The organism is Xylophilus sp. Leaf220 (assembly GCF_001421705.1).
Taxonomy (GTDB): Bacteria; Pseudomonadota; Gammaproteobacteria; order Burkholderiales; family Burkholderiaceae_C; genus Xylophilus.
The window spans coordinates 114,196-130,121 of record NZ_LMKO01000001.1; the positions used below are offsets into that span (position 1 = coordinate 114,196).

The 15,926-nt window shown below is 70.9% G+C and carries 15 protein-coding genes; 9 read left to right on the plus strand and 6 right to left on the minus strand.

Translation table 11 applies throughout. The annotated features are described in order from the left end of the window. Window positions 1–36: 36 nt before the first annotated feature. Both ASE76_RS00485 and cysS read right to left on the minus strand, forming a co-directional pair. Window positions 37–789: a DNA-3-methyladenine glycosylase gene (locus ASE76_RS00485; protein WP_082447818.1), complete on the minus strand. Its 753-nt coding sequence runs from the start codon at window positions 787–789 to the stop codon at window positions 37–39. Window positions 790–819: 30 nt separating this feature from the next. Next, complete coding sequence (cysS, locus tag ASE76_RS00490) at window positions 820–2,199, minus strand: cysteine--tRNA ligase (protein ID WP_055833122.1); 1,380 nt, start codon at window positions 2,197–2,199, stop codon at window positions 820–822. A 190-nt stretch (window positions 2,200–2,389) separates the two neighbouring features. Here cysS and ASE76_RS00495 point away from each other — a divergent pair, with 190 nt between their 5' ends. The 7 genes from ASE76_RS00495 (at window position 2,390) to ASE76_RS00525 (ending at window position 8,727) form a co-directional block, all read left to right on the plus strand. Then, window positions 2,390–3,595, plus strand: a complete 1,206-nt coding sequence (locus ASE76_RS00495) for a tetratricopeptide repeat protein (protein WP_055833125.1) — start codon at window positions 2,390–2,392, stop codon at window positions 3,593–3,595. A 95-nt stretch (window positions 3,596–3,690) separates the two neighbouring features. Then, entirely contained in the window at window positions 3,691–5,022 is a 1,332-nt protein-coding gene (locus ASE76_RS00500; protein ID WP_236698296.1) for a murein L,D-transpeptidase family protein, read from the plus strand. After that, a complete protein-coding gene (locus ASE76_RS00505) occupies window positions 5,022–5,624 on the plus strand; it encodes a peptidylprolyl isomerase (RefSeq protein ID WP_156362472.1) in 603 nt (200 codons plus the stop codon). The genes ASE76_RS00500 and ASE76_RS00505 overlap by 1 nt, the downstream gene beginning before the upstream one ends. 28 nt (window positions 5,625–5,652) lie before the next feature. After that, window positions 5,653–6,159, plus strand: a complete 507-nt coding sequence (locus tag ASE76_RS00510) for a peptidylprolyl isomerase (protein ID WP_055833131.1) — start codon at window positions 5,653–5,655, stop codon at window positions 6,157–6,159. Between the two features lie 77 nt (window positions 6,160–6,236). After that, a complete protein-coding gene (locus tag ASE76_RS00515; RefSeq protein ID WP_055833133.1) occupies window positions 6,237–7,016 on the plus strand; it encodes a UDP-2,3-diacylglucosamine diphosphatase in 780 nt (259 codons plus the stop codon). A gap of 41 nt (window positions 7,017–7,057) precedes the next feature. Next, window positions 7,058–7,864 carry a zinc-dependent peptidase gene (locus tag ASE76_RS00520; RefSeq protein ID WP_055833135.1) on the plus strand — a complete coding sequence of 269 codons (807 nt, stop codon included), beginning with the start codon at window positions 7,058–7,060 and terminating at the stop codon, window positions 7,862–7,864. A 185-nt stretch (window positions 7,865–8,049) separates the two neighbouring features. Beyond that, window positions 8,050–8,727: a YbhB/YbcL family Raf kinase inhibitor-like protein gene (locus ASE76_RS00525; RefSeq protein WP_055833138.1), complete on the plus strand. Its 678-nt coding sequence runs from the start codon at window positions 8,050–8,052 to the stop codon at window positions 8,725–8,727. Between the two features lie 99 nt (window positions 8,728–8,826). On the opposite strand, the gene ASE76_RS00530 is transcribed toward ASE76_RS00525, so the two are convergent. The 4 genes from ASE76_RS00530 to ASE76_RS00545 all read right to left on the minus strand — a co-directional run bounded on the left by ASE76_RS00530 (window position 8,827) and on the right by ASE76_RS00545 (window position 11,773). Beyond that, the gene (locus tag ASE76_RS00530; RefSeq protein ID WP_055833141.1) at window positions 8,827–9,483 is read right to left on the minus strand and encodes a DsbA family oxidoreductase; all 657 of its coding nucleotides are present in this window, start codon (window positions 9,481–9,483) and stop codon (window positions 8,827–8,829) included. A 34-nt stretch (window positions 9,484–9,517) separates the two neighbouring features. Next, on the minus strand, window positions 9,518–9,955 hold the full coding sequence (locus ASE76_RS00535) for a carboxymuconolactone decarboxylase family protein (protein WP_055833144.1): 438 nt from the start codon (window positions 9,953–9,955) through the stop codon (window positions 9,518–9,520). 37 nt (window positions 9,956–9,992) lie between these two features. Further along, the gene (locus tag ASE76_RS00540; RefSeq protein ID WP_055833147.1) at window positions 9,993–11,192 is read right to left on the minus strand and encodes a lyase family protein; all 1,200 of its coding nucleotides are present in this window, start codon (window positions 11,190–11,192) and stop codon (window positions 9,993–9,995) included. A 206-nt stretch (window positions 11,193–11,398) separates the two neighbouring features. After that, complete coding sequence (locus ASE76_RS00545) at window positions 11,399–11,773, minus strand: hypothetical protein (RefSeq protein WP_055833150.1); 375 nt, start codon at window positions 11,771–11,773, stop codon at window positions 11,399–11,401. 238 nt (window positions 11,774–12,011) lie between these two features. On the opposite strand from ASE76_RS00545, the gene ASE76_RS00550 reads away from it, so the two are divergent. Further along, a complete protein-coding gene (locus tag ASE76_RS00550; protein ID WP_055833153.1) occupies window positions 12,012–13,868 on the plus strand; it encodes a glutamine--tRNA ligase/YqeY domain fusion protein in 1,857 nt (618 codons plus the stop codon). 27 nt (window positions 13,869–13,895) lie between these two features. Then, window positions 13,896–15,773, plus strand: coding sequence for an ABC transporter transmembrane domain-containing protein (locus ASE76_RS00555; RefSeq protein ID WP_055833156.1), 1,878 nt, complete (start codon window positions 13,896–13,898; stop codon window positions 15,771–15,773). Window positions 15,774–15,926 lie beyond the last annotated feature (153 nt).

Here is a 15,926-nt window from a genome sequence, read left to right on the forward strand (position 1 = left end):
CGGCGCCGCAGTGGGCGCCGGTGTGCCGACCGCGGCTCAGTATTCGACGGGGAGCGGGTCGAGCGACCGCCAAATATACCAAGTCGCCACGCTGCAGTAAGGCGCCCAGGCGGCGGCGACTTCGCGGGCGTCGCTGCGGCTGACCGGATCGCCGGAAAAGTAGTTCTCGCTGATGCCCTTGATCAGCCCCAGGTCGTCGAGCGGCAGCACGTTGGGCCGCATCAGGTAGAAGATCAGGAACATCTCCGCCGTCCACCGGCCGATGCCGCGGATCGCGACCAGCTCGGCGATGATGGCCTCGTCGTCCATCGACTCCCACGACTTGACGTGCACCGCGCCGCCGTCGAAGTGCAGGGCCAGGTCGCAGAGGTACTCCACCTTGCGCGCCGACAGGCCGGCGGCCCGCATGTCGTCCACCTTCAGCTTGAGCACGTTGGCCGGCGTCATCTTGCGCGGCAGCAGCACGAACCGGTCCCAGACGGCCTGGGCCGCCTTGGTCGAGATCTGCTGGCCGACGATGCTGCGCGCCAGCGTGGTGAAGGCGTCGCCGCGGGTCTGCAGGCAGGCATCGCCGAACTGCGGGATCAGCCGCTTCATCACCCGGTCTTTCGCCACCAGATGGGCGCAGGCTTCCTGCCAGTAATCGGGCGTGAAGACCTGGACCACCGGCGCCACCTTGGCGGCGCGGGCGCGCACCGCCTTGGCCGGCGCGGGTTTCGCGTCCGGAACGGTGTCGACGGCCTCCACGGCGACCGCCCCCAGGGCCGCGCGGTCAACGGCCTTTGGCATACGCGCCTTCTCCGGCGAAGGAACGCGGGTTCATGCGCCCGCCTCCCAGGTGGTGCCGCCAGCCGTGTCCTTCAGGACGATGCCCTGCGCCAGCAGCGCCTGGCGGATGCGGTCGGCCTCGGCGAAGTCGCGGGCCTGCTTGGCCTGGACGCGCAGTGCGATCTGGGCTTCGACGGCCGCCGCGTCGAGCGTGGCGCCGGCGCGCAGGAAGGCCTGTGGCGCGCCCTGCAGCAGCCCCAGCGTACCGCCGAGCGCCACCAGCAGGCCGGCCAGCGCGGGCGACCGGGTGCGGTTGACCTCGCTCGCCAGGTCGAACAGCGCGGCCATCGCCTCGGGCGTGCCGAAGTCCTCGTCCATCGCGGCCTTGAAGCGGGCGGCGTGCGGCTCGGTCCAGTCGATCGCGGCCGGCGCCTGCGGCGCGACCAGGTCGAGCGCGGTGTAGAGGCGCTTCAGCCCGGTGCGGGCATCGTCCAGGTGGGCGTCGCTGTAGTTCAGCGGGCTGCGGTAGTGGGCGCGCAGGATGAAGTAGCGCACCGTCTCGGCGTCGTACTTCGCGAGCACCTCGCGGATGGTGAAGAAGTTGCCCAGGCTCTTGGACATCTTCTCGTTGTCGAGCCGCACGAAACCGTTGTGCATCCAGAAGCGCGCCAGCGGCTGGCCGGTGGCGCCTTCGCTCTGGGCGATCTCGTTCTCGTGGTGCGGGAACTGCAGGTCGGCGCCGCCGCCGTGGATGTCGAAGCTCTCCCCCAGCAGCGCGCAGCCCATGGCCGAGCATTCGATGTGCCAGCCGGGCCGGCCGGTGCCGTAGCCGCTGGCCCACTTGGCGTCGTCGGGCTCGCTATCCTTGGCGGATTTCCACAGCACGAAGTCGAGGGGATCGTCCTTGCCGCCCTGCACCGCCACGCGCTCGCCGGCGCGCAGTTCGTCCGGCGACTTGCCCGACAGCTTGCCGTAGCCCGGGAACCGGCGCACCGCAAAGTTCACGTCGCCGTCGGCACTGCGGTAGGCCAGGCCCTTCTGCTCCAGCGCGCCGACCAGGTCGAGCATCTGCGGCACGAAATCCATCGCGCGGGGCTCGTGCGTCGGCCGCTCGATGCCGAGCGCGTCGGCATCCTGGTGCAGCGCCTCGACCATGCGGTCGGTGAGAGCGCGGATCGTCTCGCCGTTCTCGAGCGCGCGGCGGATGATCTTGTCGTCGATGTCGGTGACGTTGCGGACGTAGGTCACCCGCAGGCCCGAGGCGCGCAGCCAGCGCTGCACCACGTCGAACGCGACCATCGACCGCGCATGGCCCAGGTGGCACAGGTCGTAGACGGTCATGCCGCAGACGTACATGCGGACATGGCCGGGCTCGATCGGGGAAAACGGCTCCAAGGCACGCGAAAGCGTGTTGTAGATGCGCAGGCTCATGAATTTAGGAAACCGGACGGCCGGCAGCATGCCGGTCGCATGCGCCTTTTTGCGGGAAAACGGGGGGATCGGCACGGGCCTGGACGTCGCGGATACGCAGGCTGCTCCCGGCTACAATCCGCCGCAGTATAAGCTCCCGCGGCCCCGTCCGGCGGGCCGTGACGTCCCGCATTCCGACCCCCGAGGCTCTATGAAAAAAGGCGCCGCCGCCCTTCCGTTTTCCCTGCGTTCCCTGGCGCTGTGCGTTGCTCTCGTCTGTGGCGGCCTGTCGGTTTCTGCACCGGCCCTGGCCGACGACTACACCGATGTCAACCAGCTGATCCGCACCGGCAAGTTCGCCGACGCGCAGCTGAAGGCCGACCGCTACCTGGCCAGCAACCCCCGCGATCCGCAGATGCGCTTCCTGAAGGGCGTCATCCAGACCGAGTCCGGCAAGCAGAACGACGCGATCGCGACCTTCACCGCGCTGACCCAGGAGTTCCCCGAACTGCCCGAGCCGTACAACAACCTGGCGGTGCTCTACGCCAACCAGAAGCAGTACGACAAGGCCCGCGCCGCGCTCGACATGGCGATCCGCACCAACCCGAGCTACGCCACCGCCCACGAGAACATGGGCGACGTGTACGCCAAGCTCGCCAGCCAGGCCTACAGCCGTGCGCTGCAGCTCGATGCCGCCAACCCGAACGTGCCGCCCAAGCTGGCCCTGATCCGCGACCTGTTCTCGCCTACCGCCGCCCGCACCACCAAGGCCGCCGCCACGGCACCGACGGTGGTCGCCGCAGCCCCTGCCGCACCCGCCAGGGCACCTGCTGCCGCACCGACGCCCGCGCCTGCGCCAGCCGCGATCCCGGCGCCCGCAGCCGCACCGGCCGCTGCTCCGACACCGGCTCCCGCTCCGGCACCGGTGCCTGCCGCGCCGAGCCCGGCACCCGCGCCCGCACCCATTCCCGCCCCGACGGCGCCCGCGCCTTCTCCGGCCCCCGTACCGGCTCCGGCGGCCCCTGCCGCATCGGCACCGGCTGCTCCTGCTGCGCCGGCCGCATCCGACGCCGCCAAGGAGCGCGAAGAAGTCGAATCCGCCGTGCGCGCCTGGGCCGCCGCGTGGGCTGCGCAGGATATGAAGGGCTATTTGGCTGCGTACAACAAGTCGTTCCGCACTCCCGGCAAGCAGTCGCGTGCCGCCTGGGAAGCGGAGCGCAAGGCCCGCATCGTCGGCAAGTCGAGCATCAAGCTCAACGTGTCGAACCTGGTGGTCACGGTGCAACCGGGCGGCAAGGCCACGGCCAAGTTCCGCCAGGACTACAGCGCCGACGCGCTCAACGTCACCAGCCGCAAGACGCTCGAGATGGTGAAGTCGGGCAACACGTGGCAGATCGTGCAGGAATCCACCGGCTGATTCCCGCAGCCGTCCGGGGCCGCGGGCCCCGCCGTCAGGACATGCGCGCAGCGGCCGGCACCGGCCGGGCGTGCGCAGCGACATTGCGTCTTCTCTTGCCCTCTTCCGTTTCCCGTATCCGAACCGCCCTGGCGCGGACCCTGCCGGCCGCCGTGGCTTGCCTGCTGCTGGCCGGCCTGCTGCCGCAGCCGACCGCGTGGGCAGCCCGCGAAGACGCGCCGCGCCGCGGGCAGTCCGCCCGGGCCGCCGCGACGACCGCCGCTGTGGCCGCGCCTGCCGCCGTCCGGGCGGCGCCCCGGCCCCCGATCGTCGACGGCGATGCCGAAGCCCGCCTGATCGCCATCTACCGGCTGATCGGCGACGGCGAAAGCGCTCGCGCCCTGGCCGATGCCGAGAAGCTCACCGCCGACTATCCCAACTTCCAGCTGGGCCAGCTGGTCTACGGCGACCTGCTGGCCCAGCGGATCCGCATCGTCCGCGCACTGGGCGACCTGCCCGACCACGACGCCGCGCAGGCTGCATCGCTGGCTGCCCTGCGCCACGAATCCGATTTGCGGCTGAAGGCGCTGCGCGAACGGCCGCCAGCAGGCACGGTGCCGGCGCAGTTCGTGCAGCTTTCGGCCAGCAGCCGCCATGCGATCGCGATCGACACCTCGCGCGCCCGGCTCTACCTGTTCGAGAACACCGACGGCGGCCTGAAGCTGCTGGCCGACTACTACATCTCGGTCGGCAAGTCGGGCATCGAGAAGTCGGCCGAGGGCGACATGCGCACGCCGCTCGGCGTGTACTACATCACCAGCAACCTAGACCCGCGCACGCTCAAGCCCTTCTACGGCGCCGGCGCGCTGCCGATCAACTACCCCAACCCGTACGACATGCGGCTCGGCAAGACCGGCGGCGGCATCTGGCTGCACGGCACGCCGGCCGACCAGTTCTCGCGGGCGCCGCTGGCGACCGACGGCTGCGTGGTGATCGCCAACCCCGACCTGCGCCGCATCCTGGGCACGGTGGCGGTGCGCTCCACGCCGGTGGTGATCGCCGAGCGTCTGCTCTGGGTACCGCCGCAGGCCGCGCGGGCCGCCGGCAAGTCGTTCGAGGACGCGTTCGAGGGCTGGCGTGCGGCGAAATCGGCCGGCGACATGGCCGCGCTGATGCCGTTCTACGCACCCGATTTCAACAGTTACGGCAAGTCGCTCGAGGCCTGGCGCCCGGTGGTACAACAGGACATCGTCCGCGCCCAGGGCCGCCCGGTGCGGGCGAAGGACCTGAGCATGCTGCGATGGCAGCACGACAACACCACCGAGACCATGGTGGTGACCTTCGGCGAAGTGCCCGAAGGCATCCGAACCGGCCCGGTGCGCCGCCAGTACTGGATGCGCACCCCGCACGGCCCCTGGCAAATTTTCTTCGAAGGAACGATCGGCTGATGAACACCCCGCACACCTCCCCATTCGCCCGCCTGCTGAGCCGCCGCGCCGCCGGCATCGCCGCCGCCGCCCTGCTGCTGGCCGGCACCGCCACCCAGGCCCTCGCCGCCGACCCGCGGGTCAAGCTCGCGACCACCGCCGGCGACATCGTGATCGAGCTCGACGCCGCCAAGGCGCCGAAGACCACCGAGAACTTCCTGCAGTACGTGCGCGACAAGCACTACGACGGCACCGTGTTCCACCGCGTGATCGACGGCTTCATGATCCAGGGCGGCGGATTCAACGCCGACATGCAGCAAAAGCCCACCCGCGCGCCGCTGGCCTTCGAAGCGACCGGCCTGAAGAACGACAAGTACACGGTGGCGATGGCCCGCACCAGCAATCCCAACTCGGCCACCTCGCAGTTCTTCATCAACGTGAAGGACAACGCGATGCTCAACCCGCCCGGCGCCGACGGCTACGGCTACGCCGTCTTCGGCAAGGTCGTCGCCGGCACCGAGGTGGTCGACAAGATCCGCACCATGGCCACCGGCAACAAGGGCCCGCACCAGAACGTGCCCACCACCCCCATCACCATCACTTCCGCAACGGTCGTGAACTGATCCCCCTCTCTACTAAGGAAACCTTGCCATGAGCAACCCGCAAGTCGAACTGCACATCCAGAACTACGGCGTCATCACGCTCGAACTCGATCCCGCCAAGGCACCCAAGACGGTCGAGAACTTCCTCGACTACGTCGCCAAGGGCCACTACGACAACACCATCTTCCACCGCGTGATCCCCGGCTTCATGGTCCAGGGCGGAGGCATGGGGCCCGGCATGAACGAGAAGGCCTCGGGCGCGCCGATCCAGAACGAAGCCAACAACGGCCTGAAGAACGACAACTACACCGTCGCCATGGCGCGCACCAACGCGCCGCACTCGGCCACGGCCCAGTTCTTCATCAACGTCGCCAACAATGGCTTCCTGAACCACACCGCGCCGTCGGCCCAGGGCTGGGGCTACGCCGTCTTCGGCAAGGTCGTCTCGGGCACCGAGGTGGTCGACAAGATCAAGGCCGTGAAGACCGGCCGCAAGGGCTTCCACGACGACGTGCCGCAGGAAGACGTGATCATCACCAAGGCCGTGGCGCTCTAAGAGGCCCGCCGTGCCGGCCCCCGACCGTCGCCGCGCCGCCCGGGCCCCATCGCCCGGGCCGTCGCACTGACACGGCGATGGCCGTCCTTTCGTCGACCGTGCCGCCGGTGGCGGAGCTTGCCGCTCCGCCCGCCTGGCGCACGGTCGACGTCGCGTCCGACCTGCATTTGCACGCCGACGACGCCGAGACCTTCGACGCCTTCGCGCACTACCTGCGCTCCACGCCGGCCGACGTGCTGCTGCTGCTGGGCGACGTGTTCGAGGTCTGGATCGGCGACGACGCCGCCACGCCCGGCAGCTTCGAGTCCCGCTGCGCGGAAATCCTGCGCGAAGCCTCGGGCCGGTGCGCCGTCTATCTGCAGCACGGCAACCGCGATTTCCTGCTGGGCCCCGCGTTCCTGGCCGACTGCGGCGCGACCGCGCTGGCCGACCCCACCGCGCTCGACCTGTTCGGCCGCCGGTGGCTGTTCTCGCACGGCGACGCCCTGTGCCTGGACGATGCCGACTACCTGCGCTTCCGCGCCGAGGTGCGCGCGCCGGCTTGGCAGCAGGCCTTCCTGGCGCGTCCGCTGGCCGAGCGACGGGCCCTCGCCCGCGGCATGCGCAGCGAGAGCGAAGCGCGCAAGCGCGCCGGCGCCGACTACGCCGACGCCGATGCCGGCGCGGTGGCCCGCTGGATGACCGTCGCAGGCGCCGACACGCTGGTCCACGGCCATACCCACCGCCCCGCCGACCATGCGGTCGACGGTGGCCGCCGCCGCATCGTGCTGTCCGACTGGGACCTGCGGGCCGAGCCGCCCCGGGCCGAGGTGCTGCGCATCACGGCGGCCGGGGCGACCCGCGTCGCGCTGGCGTAGCGCGCCGCGCCCTTCCTTCGAACATCGGGCCTCCTCCTCCCATGTGGCGCGCGATCCGGTCCCTCTTCGGCACAGCGCCCACCGGCGTGGAGATTCCCGATCCGCTCTGGAACGGCGTGCTGGCTGGCCTGCCGTTTCTCTCGGCGCTGTCGCAGGACGAGCAGGCGGGCCTGCGCAGCCTCTGCGGAGGGTTCCTCGACCGAAAGGAATTCCACGGGGCCCACGGCCTGGAGGTGACCGACGCGATGGCGCTCTCGATCGCCGCGCAGGCCTGCCTGCCGCTGCTCCACCTGGGGCCGCCCGCCCAGGCGCTGGGCTGGTACGACGACTTCGTGACCGTGGTGGTCCACGCCGCGGGCGTGGTGGCGCCGCGCGAGGTGACCGACGAGGCCGGCATCGTGCACCGCTACGACGAGCCGCTGATCGGCGAGGCGATGGACAGCGGCCCGGTCACCCTCAGCTGGCAGGACGTGGCGGCAGCCGGCGACACCGCGGCCGAGGGCACCAACGTCGTGATCCACGAGTTCATCCACAAGATCGACATGCGCGGCGGAGAGCCCGACGGCTGCCCGCCGCTGCCGCCCGGCTTCCTGGGCACCCGCGGCGCCCGTGCCGCGCGGGCGGCGTGGCTGGCGGTGCTGGAGCCGGCCTACGAGGCCTTCCGCGAGCAGGTGATCGTGGCCGAGCGCTTCGGTGGCGCCGAACCGTGGCTGGATCCGTACGGCGCCGAGGCGCTGTCGGAGTTCTTCCCGGTGGCCTGCGAGGCGTACTTCGTGAACCGGGCGCGGTTCGCGGACGAGTTTCCCGCGCTGGTGCCGCTCTTCGACGCCTTCTTCCGCCGACGGTAGGTCTGCTATCGTATCGATAGCGGGATGTCGGCGTGGTAAGCCGGCAACCGGCCTTATCAGCTTTTCACGACCGGCTCGGACACAAGCCGACACGGTGCCCGCGTCCGGCATTGGCCACACTGGCATGCCGCGGATCGCCTCCCGGGCCCCGCCCCGTTCCCCTCCTCCCACCAAGGAAGCCCGCCATGCTCGAAAAGCTGCCCGATGCCCTGGGCCACGCACTGCGCAACCAACGCGCCGGACTCGACGAGATCGCCTTCAACCTCGTCGACCTGCGCACCGGCACCGCCGCGATCGCCGTCTCCAGCCTCGCCTTCGCCGACCACGCGCCGATCCCCGCGCTCTACACCGCCGACGGCGAGGGCCGCTCGCCGCCGCTGCAGTGGAGCGGCGTGCCGGCCGGCGCCGCGTCGGTGGTGCTGCTGGTCGAGGACGCCGACGCGCCGACGCCACGTCCGCTGGTGCATGCGATCGTGGTCGACCTGCCTGCCGACGCCGAAGGCACCCTGCCCGAATCGGCCCTGGCCAGCCCCGCGCAGGACGACAGCACCTTGCCGGCCACCGGCCGTGTCGGCCGCAACTCCTACCTGCAGGCTGCCTGGCTGCCGCCCGACCCGCCGCCGGGCCACGGCGTCCACCGCTACGCGTTCCAGGTGTTCGCGCTGGCCGCCGCCGACCCGGAGGACGAAACCGCCCTCCTCGACGAAACACCCGGGCGCGAGGCTGTGATGGACGCGATCAACGCCCGGGCGCTCGCCAGCGGCTTGCTGATCGGCACCTACACCCGGCCCGACGGCAGCATCCGGGCCGACCAGGAAGAGCCTGCGACGCTGCCGCAGACACCCGGATTGTTGGCCACCTGACACCCCGGCGGATGGCGCGTGGTAGACGCGATCCTGAAAGAAAGATAGCCAGGGCCGGCCCTGCTCGCCGGCCTCTAGCTATCGAATAAGTAGCAAATCCTAGTCATTGCCGGCGGCGATCTGGCGCAACGCCTGCTCGAACACCGCCGCCGGCTGGCCGCCGGAGATCAGGTGCCGGTCGTTGATGACGACGGCCGGCACCGCGCTGATGCCGTGCTGCCGGTAATAGCGCTCCCGCGCCCGCACCTCGGCCGCGTATTTGTCGCCGTCCAGGATCTCTTCGGCGCGCGCCGCGTCCAGGCCCACGTCGGCGGCAAGGCGCACCAGCACCGCGGGATCCGATGGGTTCCTGCCCTCGGTGAAATACGCTTTCAGCAATCGCTTCTTGAGCGCGGGCTGCAGACCGCTGCCCTCTTCCTCCGCCCAGTGCAGCAGCCGGTGCGCATCGAAGGTGTTGTAGATGCGCCGGGCGTCGGCCATGCGGAACTCGAAGCCCACCTCGGCGCCGCGCTGGCGGATCGTTTCGCGGCTCTGGGCCATCTGCTCAGGCGTGCTGCCGTACTTCTGGGCGATGTGTTCGGAGATGTCCTGGCCTTCGGGCGCCATGTCGGGGTTCAGCTCGAAGGGCTGGAAGTGCAGGTCGGCCTGCACCGCGTCGCCGATGCGGGCCAGTGCATGCTCCAGCGCGCCCAGGCCGACGGCGCACCAGGGGCAGGACACGTCGGAGACGAAATCGATCTTGAGGGTGGTGGTCATCGCGGGCTCCGGCGGTCGAGGGGTGGTGGGCGGGTCAGGCGCCGGCCGGCTTCTCGGGCAGCAGGCCATTCTCGCGCAGGATGGCGGTGAAGATGCCGAAGGCGTGGTTGGCGACCGGCACGCCGCAGTAGATCGCGGCCTGCAGGATCACCTCCTTGATCTCGTCGGGCGTCAGCCGGGAGTCGGGTGCGCCGTCGAGCGCGGCGCGTACATGCATCGCGAACTCGTCGTAGGCATGGATGCCCAGCATCATCGACAGCACCATGAAGCGCCGGGTGCGGTCGCCCAGCGCCGGACGGCCCCAGATGTCGTTCCAGGCGTGGCGGGTGATCAGGTGCTGGAACTCGGCGTTGTAGGCATGGACGTTGGCGGCCGCCTTGTCGACCCAGGCGTCGCCGAGGACGCGGCGGCGGTTCAGCATGCCGCTGTCGTAGTCCTGCTGCTGCGTATCGGGCGTGGTGGGTTCGGGCATCGGGTTGCTTTCTGATAGAGGATGGAAAGAGCGGGGATCAGCCGGCGAGCAGCGTGCGCAGCCGGGCGGCCTGTTCGCGGGCCAGGCCGGCCGCATGGTCGGCGAGCGCGGGGGCGAACCATTCCTCGGCTGCGGCGGGCGGCAATTCGGCCCGCAGGCGGTCGAGGTTGGCCCGCATCCGCTCGCCGTGGACCTGCAGGCCGGGCACCGCCTGGGCCAGCGCACGCACCGCGCCATGGGCCGACTGCAGCAGCGCCGGCCATGCGGCCAGCTCGGCCTGCCAGGCGCCGAGGGCACGTTCTTGCTCCTGCGGCATCGCGGCCAGCAGCGCGGCCACGCACTGCGGAGCCCGGTGCGCCGCCGCCAGCGCCACCATCGAGGCGACCGGGTTGCGCTTGTGCGGCATCGCCGAAGAGCCGCCGCGTCCCGGCTCCGACGGCTCGGCCACCTCGCCCACCTCGTACTGGCCCATCAGCGCCAGGTCGCGCGCCAGCTTGCCCACGCTGCCGACCAGCACGCCGAGCGCGCAGCCGAGCGTCACCCAGCGGTCGCGCTGCGTGTGCCACGGCGCATCGGGCGCGGCCAGGCCCAGGTCGGCGGCCATCAGCGCGACCACCGCCGGCCCCTTGCCCGCCATCTGCGCCTGGGTACCGACCGCGCCGCCCAGCTGTACCGCCAGCGCCTCGGCCGCGGCCGCCCGCACCTGCAGCAGGCTGCGGGCGATCGGCGCGGCCCACTGGGCGCACTTCCAGCCGAAGCTGGTGACCGAGCCGGGCTGGCCCAGCGTGCGCGCCAGGACCGGCATGGCGGCATGGCGCTCGGCCAGGTCCAGCAAGGCGGCGACCAGTTGCCGGCCGTCGGCGTCGATCCGGTCCAGCACCGGGCGGGTGACCAGGGCGGCCGCGGTGTCGATCACGTCCTGGCTGGTGCTGCCGAAGTGGGTGAAGGCGGTGGCGGCGGCATCGACCGCTCCCACCCGCTCCTTCAGTGCCTTGAGCAGCGGAATCGCGACGCTGCCGGCCCGGCCGCTGTCGCGCACGATCTGCGCGACGTCGAAGGATTCGACATGGCATTGGCCGGCGATCGCTTCGGCGGCCGCTGCAGGCACCAGGCCGGCCTGGGCCTGTGCGCGGGCCAGCGACACCTCGAAGCGCAGCATCGCGGCGACGAAATGCGGCGGACTGAAGGCCTCCAGCGCCTCGTCGGTCGAAAGGAAGTCGTCGAACAGGCTGCTCATGGGATCGTGATGGTTGGAGGACGAGGAGCCGCGAGAGGCTTCCGGTGGCAAAAGCGATCGATTTTGCCCCACCCGCGAGCTGCACCCGCATCCGGTCCGGCTAACTCGGAACGCATACGGAAACGAAAAAGCCGCGCCTCTTACACAAAGAGACACGGCTTTGAAACGCTGTGGACGGCCGCTGCGAAGCGACCGTCACTCACCGATCAGCGACGCCAGTCGCCGTGGCCGCTCCGCCAGTGCGGTGGCGGGCCGTAATAGCCGCGGGGAGGACCATAGTAGCCCCGCGGCGGGCCGTAGTAGATCGGCTGCGGTGCCACGTAAACGGGCGGCGGGTTGTAGTACACCGGACGGGGCGGCACGTAGACCGGCGCGGGGTTGTAGTACACCGGCGGAGGGTTGTAGTACACGGGCGGGGGGTTGTAATAGGTCGGGGCCGCGACGCCGAGCGCCACGCCCGGGGTGTTGATGCCGACCGACCACGAGACGCCACCGTTGGCGTGCGCAACGCCCACGGTAGCCAGCGCGCCGACCATCACGGCGGCGCCGAGAGCCAAACGGCGGTAGATGCTTGCGATCATGGAGGATCTCCTTTGAAGGGCGCTGCGGTAGATCCGGCGCCTCGTGAATCAGTAACGCATGAAAGTCTGCGCCGGATGGCAGGGGAACGTGAATTGTGGTTTCCATGGGTAACGCCGGCGGGCTTGCAGCGACGGCTGTTGTAGCGCCCCCTTCAAAGCCCGCGCAGGGATCGACCCCCCGCCGCGCGAGGCGCCCCTCGGCCCCGGCCGTCGACAACGCGCCACCTAGAATCGGCGGATGACCTCCTCCTCCACCGGCACGCGGCCGAGCCCCGCCGCGCCGACCGCTCCCGAGCCGGCCCGCGACGCCGCGCGCCCCAGCAATTTCCTCCGCCAGATCATCGAGAACGATCTGGACGCCGGCACCTATTCCGCGCGCCACTGGGGCGGTGGCCCCGGCGACGCGGCCCACCAGGCGGCCGGCCCCGCCGACCCGCAGCGGGTGCGGATGCGCTTCCCGCCCGAGCCCAACGGCTACCTGCACATCGGCCACGCCAAGAGCATCTGCCTGAACTTCGGGCTGGCGCAGGAGTACGGCGGTGTCTGCCATCTGCGCTTCGACGACACCAACCCCGAGAAGGAAGAACAGGAGTACGTCGATGCGATCGTCGACGCGGTCCGCTGGCTGGGCTTCGACTGGCAATCCCACGGCACCAGCCACCTGTACTACGCCAGCAACTATTTCGATTTCATGTACCGGGCGGCCGAATACCTGATCGAGGCCGGCCATGCCTACGTCGACGAGCAGACGCCCGAGCAGATGCGCGCCAACCGCGGCGACTTCACCACGCCCGGCACCGACAGCCCGTTCCGCAGCCGCTCCCCGGCCGAGCACCTGGCCCGTTTCCGCGCGATGCGCGACGGCCAGCTGCCCGACGGCGCCGCGGTGCTGCGCGCCAGGATCGACATGGCGTCGCCCAACATCAACCTGCGCGACCCGTCGCTCTACAGGATCCGCCGCGCCACCCACCACAACACCGGCGACACCTGGTGCATCTACCCGATGTACACCTTCGCGCACCCGATCGAGGATGCGCTGGAGAACATCACCCACAGCATCTGCACCCTGGAGTTCGAGGACCAGCGGCCTTTCTACGACTGGCTGCTAGAGCGGCTGATCGAGGGCGGCCTGCTGGCCGCGCCCGCGCCGCGCCAGTACGAGTTCGCCCGGCTCAACCTGACCTACGTGGTGACCAGCAAGCGCAAGCTGCGGCAGCTGGTCGACGAAGGCCGGGTGAGCGGCTGGGACGACCCGCGCATGCCCACCATCGCCGGCCTGCGCCGCCGCGGCTACACGCCCGAGGCGATCCGCCTCTTCTGCGAGCGCAGCGGCGCCAGCAAGTCGGGCGGCTGGATCGACTACAGCTCGCTCGAGATCGCGCTGCGCGAAGACCTGGACGAGAAGGCCCCGCGTGCCATGGCGGTGCTGGACCCGGTGAAATTGGTCATCACCAACTGGGAGGAGCTGATGGGTGCCGGCACGCTCGACGCCTGCAGCGCGCCGGTGCATCCGCACCACCCCGAGATGGGCCAGCGCAGCCTGCGCTTCGGCCGCGACCTCTGGATCGAACGCAGCGATTTCGAGGCGGTGCCGCCCAAGGGCTTCTTCCGCTTCTACCCGCCGCACACCGCGGCCGACGGCACGGCCAAGCCCGGCAACAAGGTGCGGATGAAGTACGGCCACGTCGTCGAATGCACCGGCGCCACGGTCGATGCCGACGGCCGGCTGGTCGAGGTGCATGCCAAGCTGCTGCCCGACACCAAGAGCGGCACGCCCGGCGCGGATGCGGTAAAGGTCAAGGGGGTCATCACCTGGGTGGGCGACAGCGACGGCATCGAAGCCCCGGTGCACCTGTACGACCGGCTCTTCACCGAGGCGCATCCCGACGCGGGCGACCGCGACTTCCTGAGCGTGCTCAACCCCGACAGCCTGAAGACGGTGACCGCCCGGCTGGAGCCGAGCCTGGCGAACGCTGCGCCCGGCAGCCGCTGGCAGTTCGAACGGCACGGCTACTTCGCGGTGGACACCGGCGGCGATACGCCGGGCCCGGCCTTCAACCGCATCACCGGCCTGAAGGACAGCTGGGGGCGCTGAGGCGACCGCCAGCCGCTCCCGCACCCCATGGCCCCGCCGACCGCCCCTTCGGGCCTGCCACCGGCCGCGGCCGGCGTGCGGCCCGCGTCGCCCCGCCCTTCCCCGGAAGCGGCCGTGCAGCACCGCCGGGCGCTGCTGCGCTTCCTGCGGCCCTACCGCGGCCGCATACTGCTGGCGCTGGTGCTGCTGGTCGGCGCCGCGGCCACCACGCTGGCGTTTCCGCTGGCGCTGCGCAGTCTGGTCGACGGCGGCCTGGCCGCGCAGGACCCGGGCGAGCGGCTGATGACGCTGCGCACCCACTTCGCCGCACTGTTCGGCGTGGTGGTGGCGCTGGGTGCCTTCTCGGCCGGCCGCTTCTACATGGTGAGCTGGCTGGGCGAGCGGATCACGGTCGACATCCGCAATGCGGTCTACGCCCACGTGCTGCGGCAGAGCCCCCAATTCTTCGAGACCACCCAGACCGGCGAGGTGCTGTCGCGGCTGACGGCCGACACCACGCTCGTCCAGACCGTCGTCGGTTCCTCGCTCAGCATGGGGCTGCGCAACGCGGTGATGGGCCTTGGCGCGCTCGGCGTGCTGCTCTGGACGCACCCGACGCTGATGCTGGCGGTGCTCGCCGCGGTGGTGCTGGTGGTGGTGCCCAGCGCCTGGTTCGGCCGCCGGGTGCGCACCCTCTCTCGCGCCAGCCAGGACCGCATCGCCGATGCCAGCGCGATCGCGGCCGAAGTGCTGAACGCGGTGCCGCTGGTGCAGGTCTACACCGCCGAGGCCCGGGAATCGGCCCGCTTCGCCGCTTCCAACGAGCAGGCCTTCGACACCGCGGTGCGCCGCAGCCTGGCCCGCTCGGTGCTGGTGGCCTTCGTGATCATCGCCACCAGCGCGGCCCTGCTCTGGGGGCTGTACGCCGGCACCCGCGCGGTGTTGGACGGCACGATGAGCGCCGGCCAGCTGGGGCAGACCGTCGTCTACGTGCTGATCCTGGCCAGCGCCTCCGCGGTGCTGGGCGAGGTCTACGGCGACCTGCTGCGCGCCGCAGGCGCGGCCGAGCGGCTGATGGAGCTGCTGCACACCCGCTCGCCGATCCAGTCGCCTGCAGCCCCGCAGCAGCCCGGCCATTGGTCGGAAGTGCCCGCAGCCGGCGAACAGCGCCGGGGTCTAGCTATCGATTTCGTAGCAGTCGATTTCCACTACCCGTCGCGGCCGGCGCATCCTACCCTGCGCGCCCTGACGCTGGAGGTGGCCCCGGGCGAAACCGTCGCCCTGGTCGGGCCGAGCGGCGCCGGCAAGACGACCGTGTTCCAGCTGCTCCAGCGCTTCTACGATCCCGATCCGGGCGTCGGCCGGATCCGGGTCGACGGGCTGGACATCCAGCGGTTCGACCTGGCCGCGCTGCGCAGCCGGATCGGCATCGTGCCGCAGGATGCGGCGGTGTTCTCGGCCACCGCCCGGGAGAACATCCGCTACGGCCGGCCCGACGCGACCGACGCCGAGGTGGAGGCCGCCGCCCGGGCCGCGTTCGCACACGACTTCCTGCAGGCGCTGCCGCAGGGCTACGACACCTTCCTGGGGGAGCGCGGCGTGCGCATCTCGGGCGGCCAGCGGCAGCGCATCGCCATCGCCCGGGCCCTGCTGAAGGACCCGCCGCTGCTGCTGCTGGACGAAGCCACCAGCGCGCTGGACGCGGAGAGCGAGCGGATGGTCCAGGCCGCCCTCGACGCCGCCCTGCAGCGCGGTGCCGGCCGCCGCACGACCCTCGTCATCGCCCACCGGCTGGCCACGGTGCAGAACGCCGACCGGATCGTGGTGCTGGAGCACGGGCGCATCGTCGAGCAAGGCACCCACGCCACGCTGATGGCCGCGGGCGGCACCTACGCGCGGCTGGCGGCATTGCAGTTCGATGTGTGAGCGGAGCGTGGCAGGCGCCACGCCGCCGGGCATGCCGCAGACCTGCTTTGCGGGCCGAATAGGCCGCCAGCCGGTCACCGGCAACGGCCTCTAGCTACAAAATTGCGAGCAATCAAGACAGGAGTGCAGGGCTCGCAATCTGCGCCCGATGCG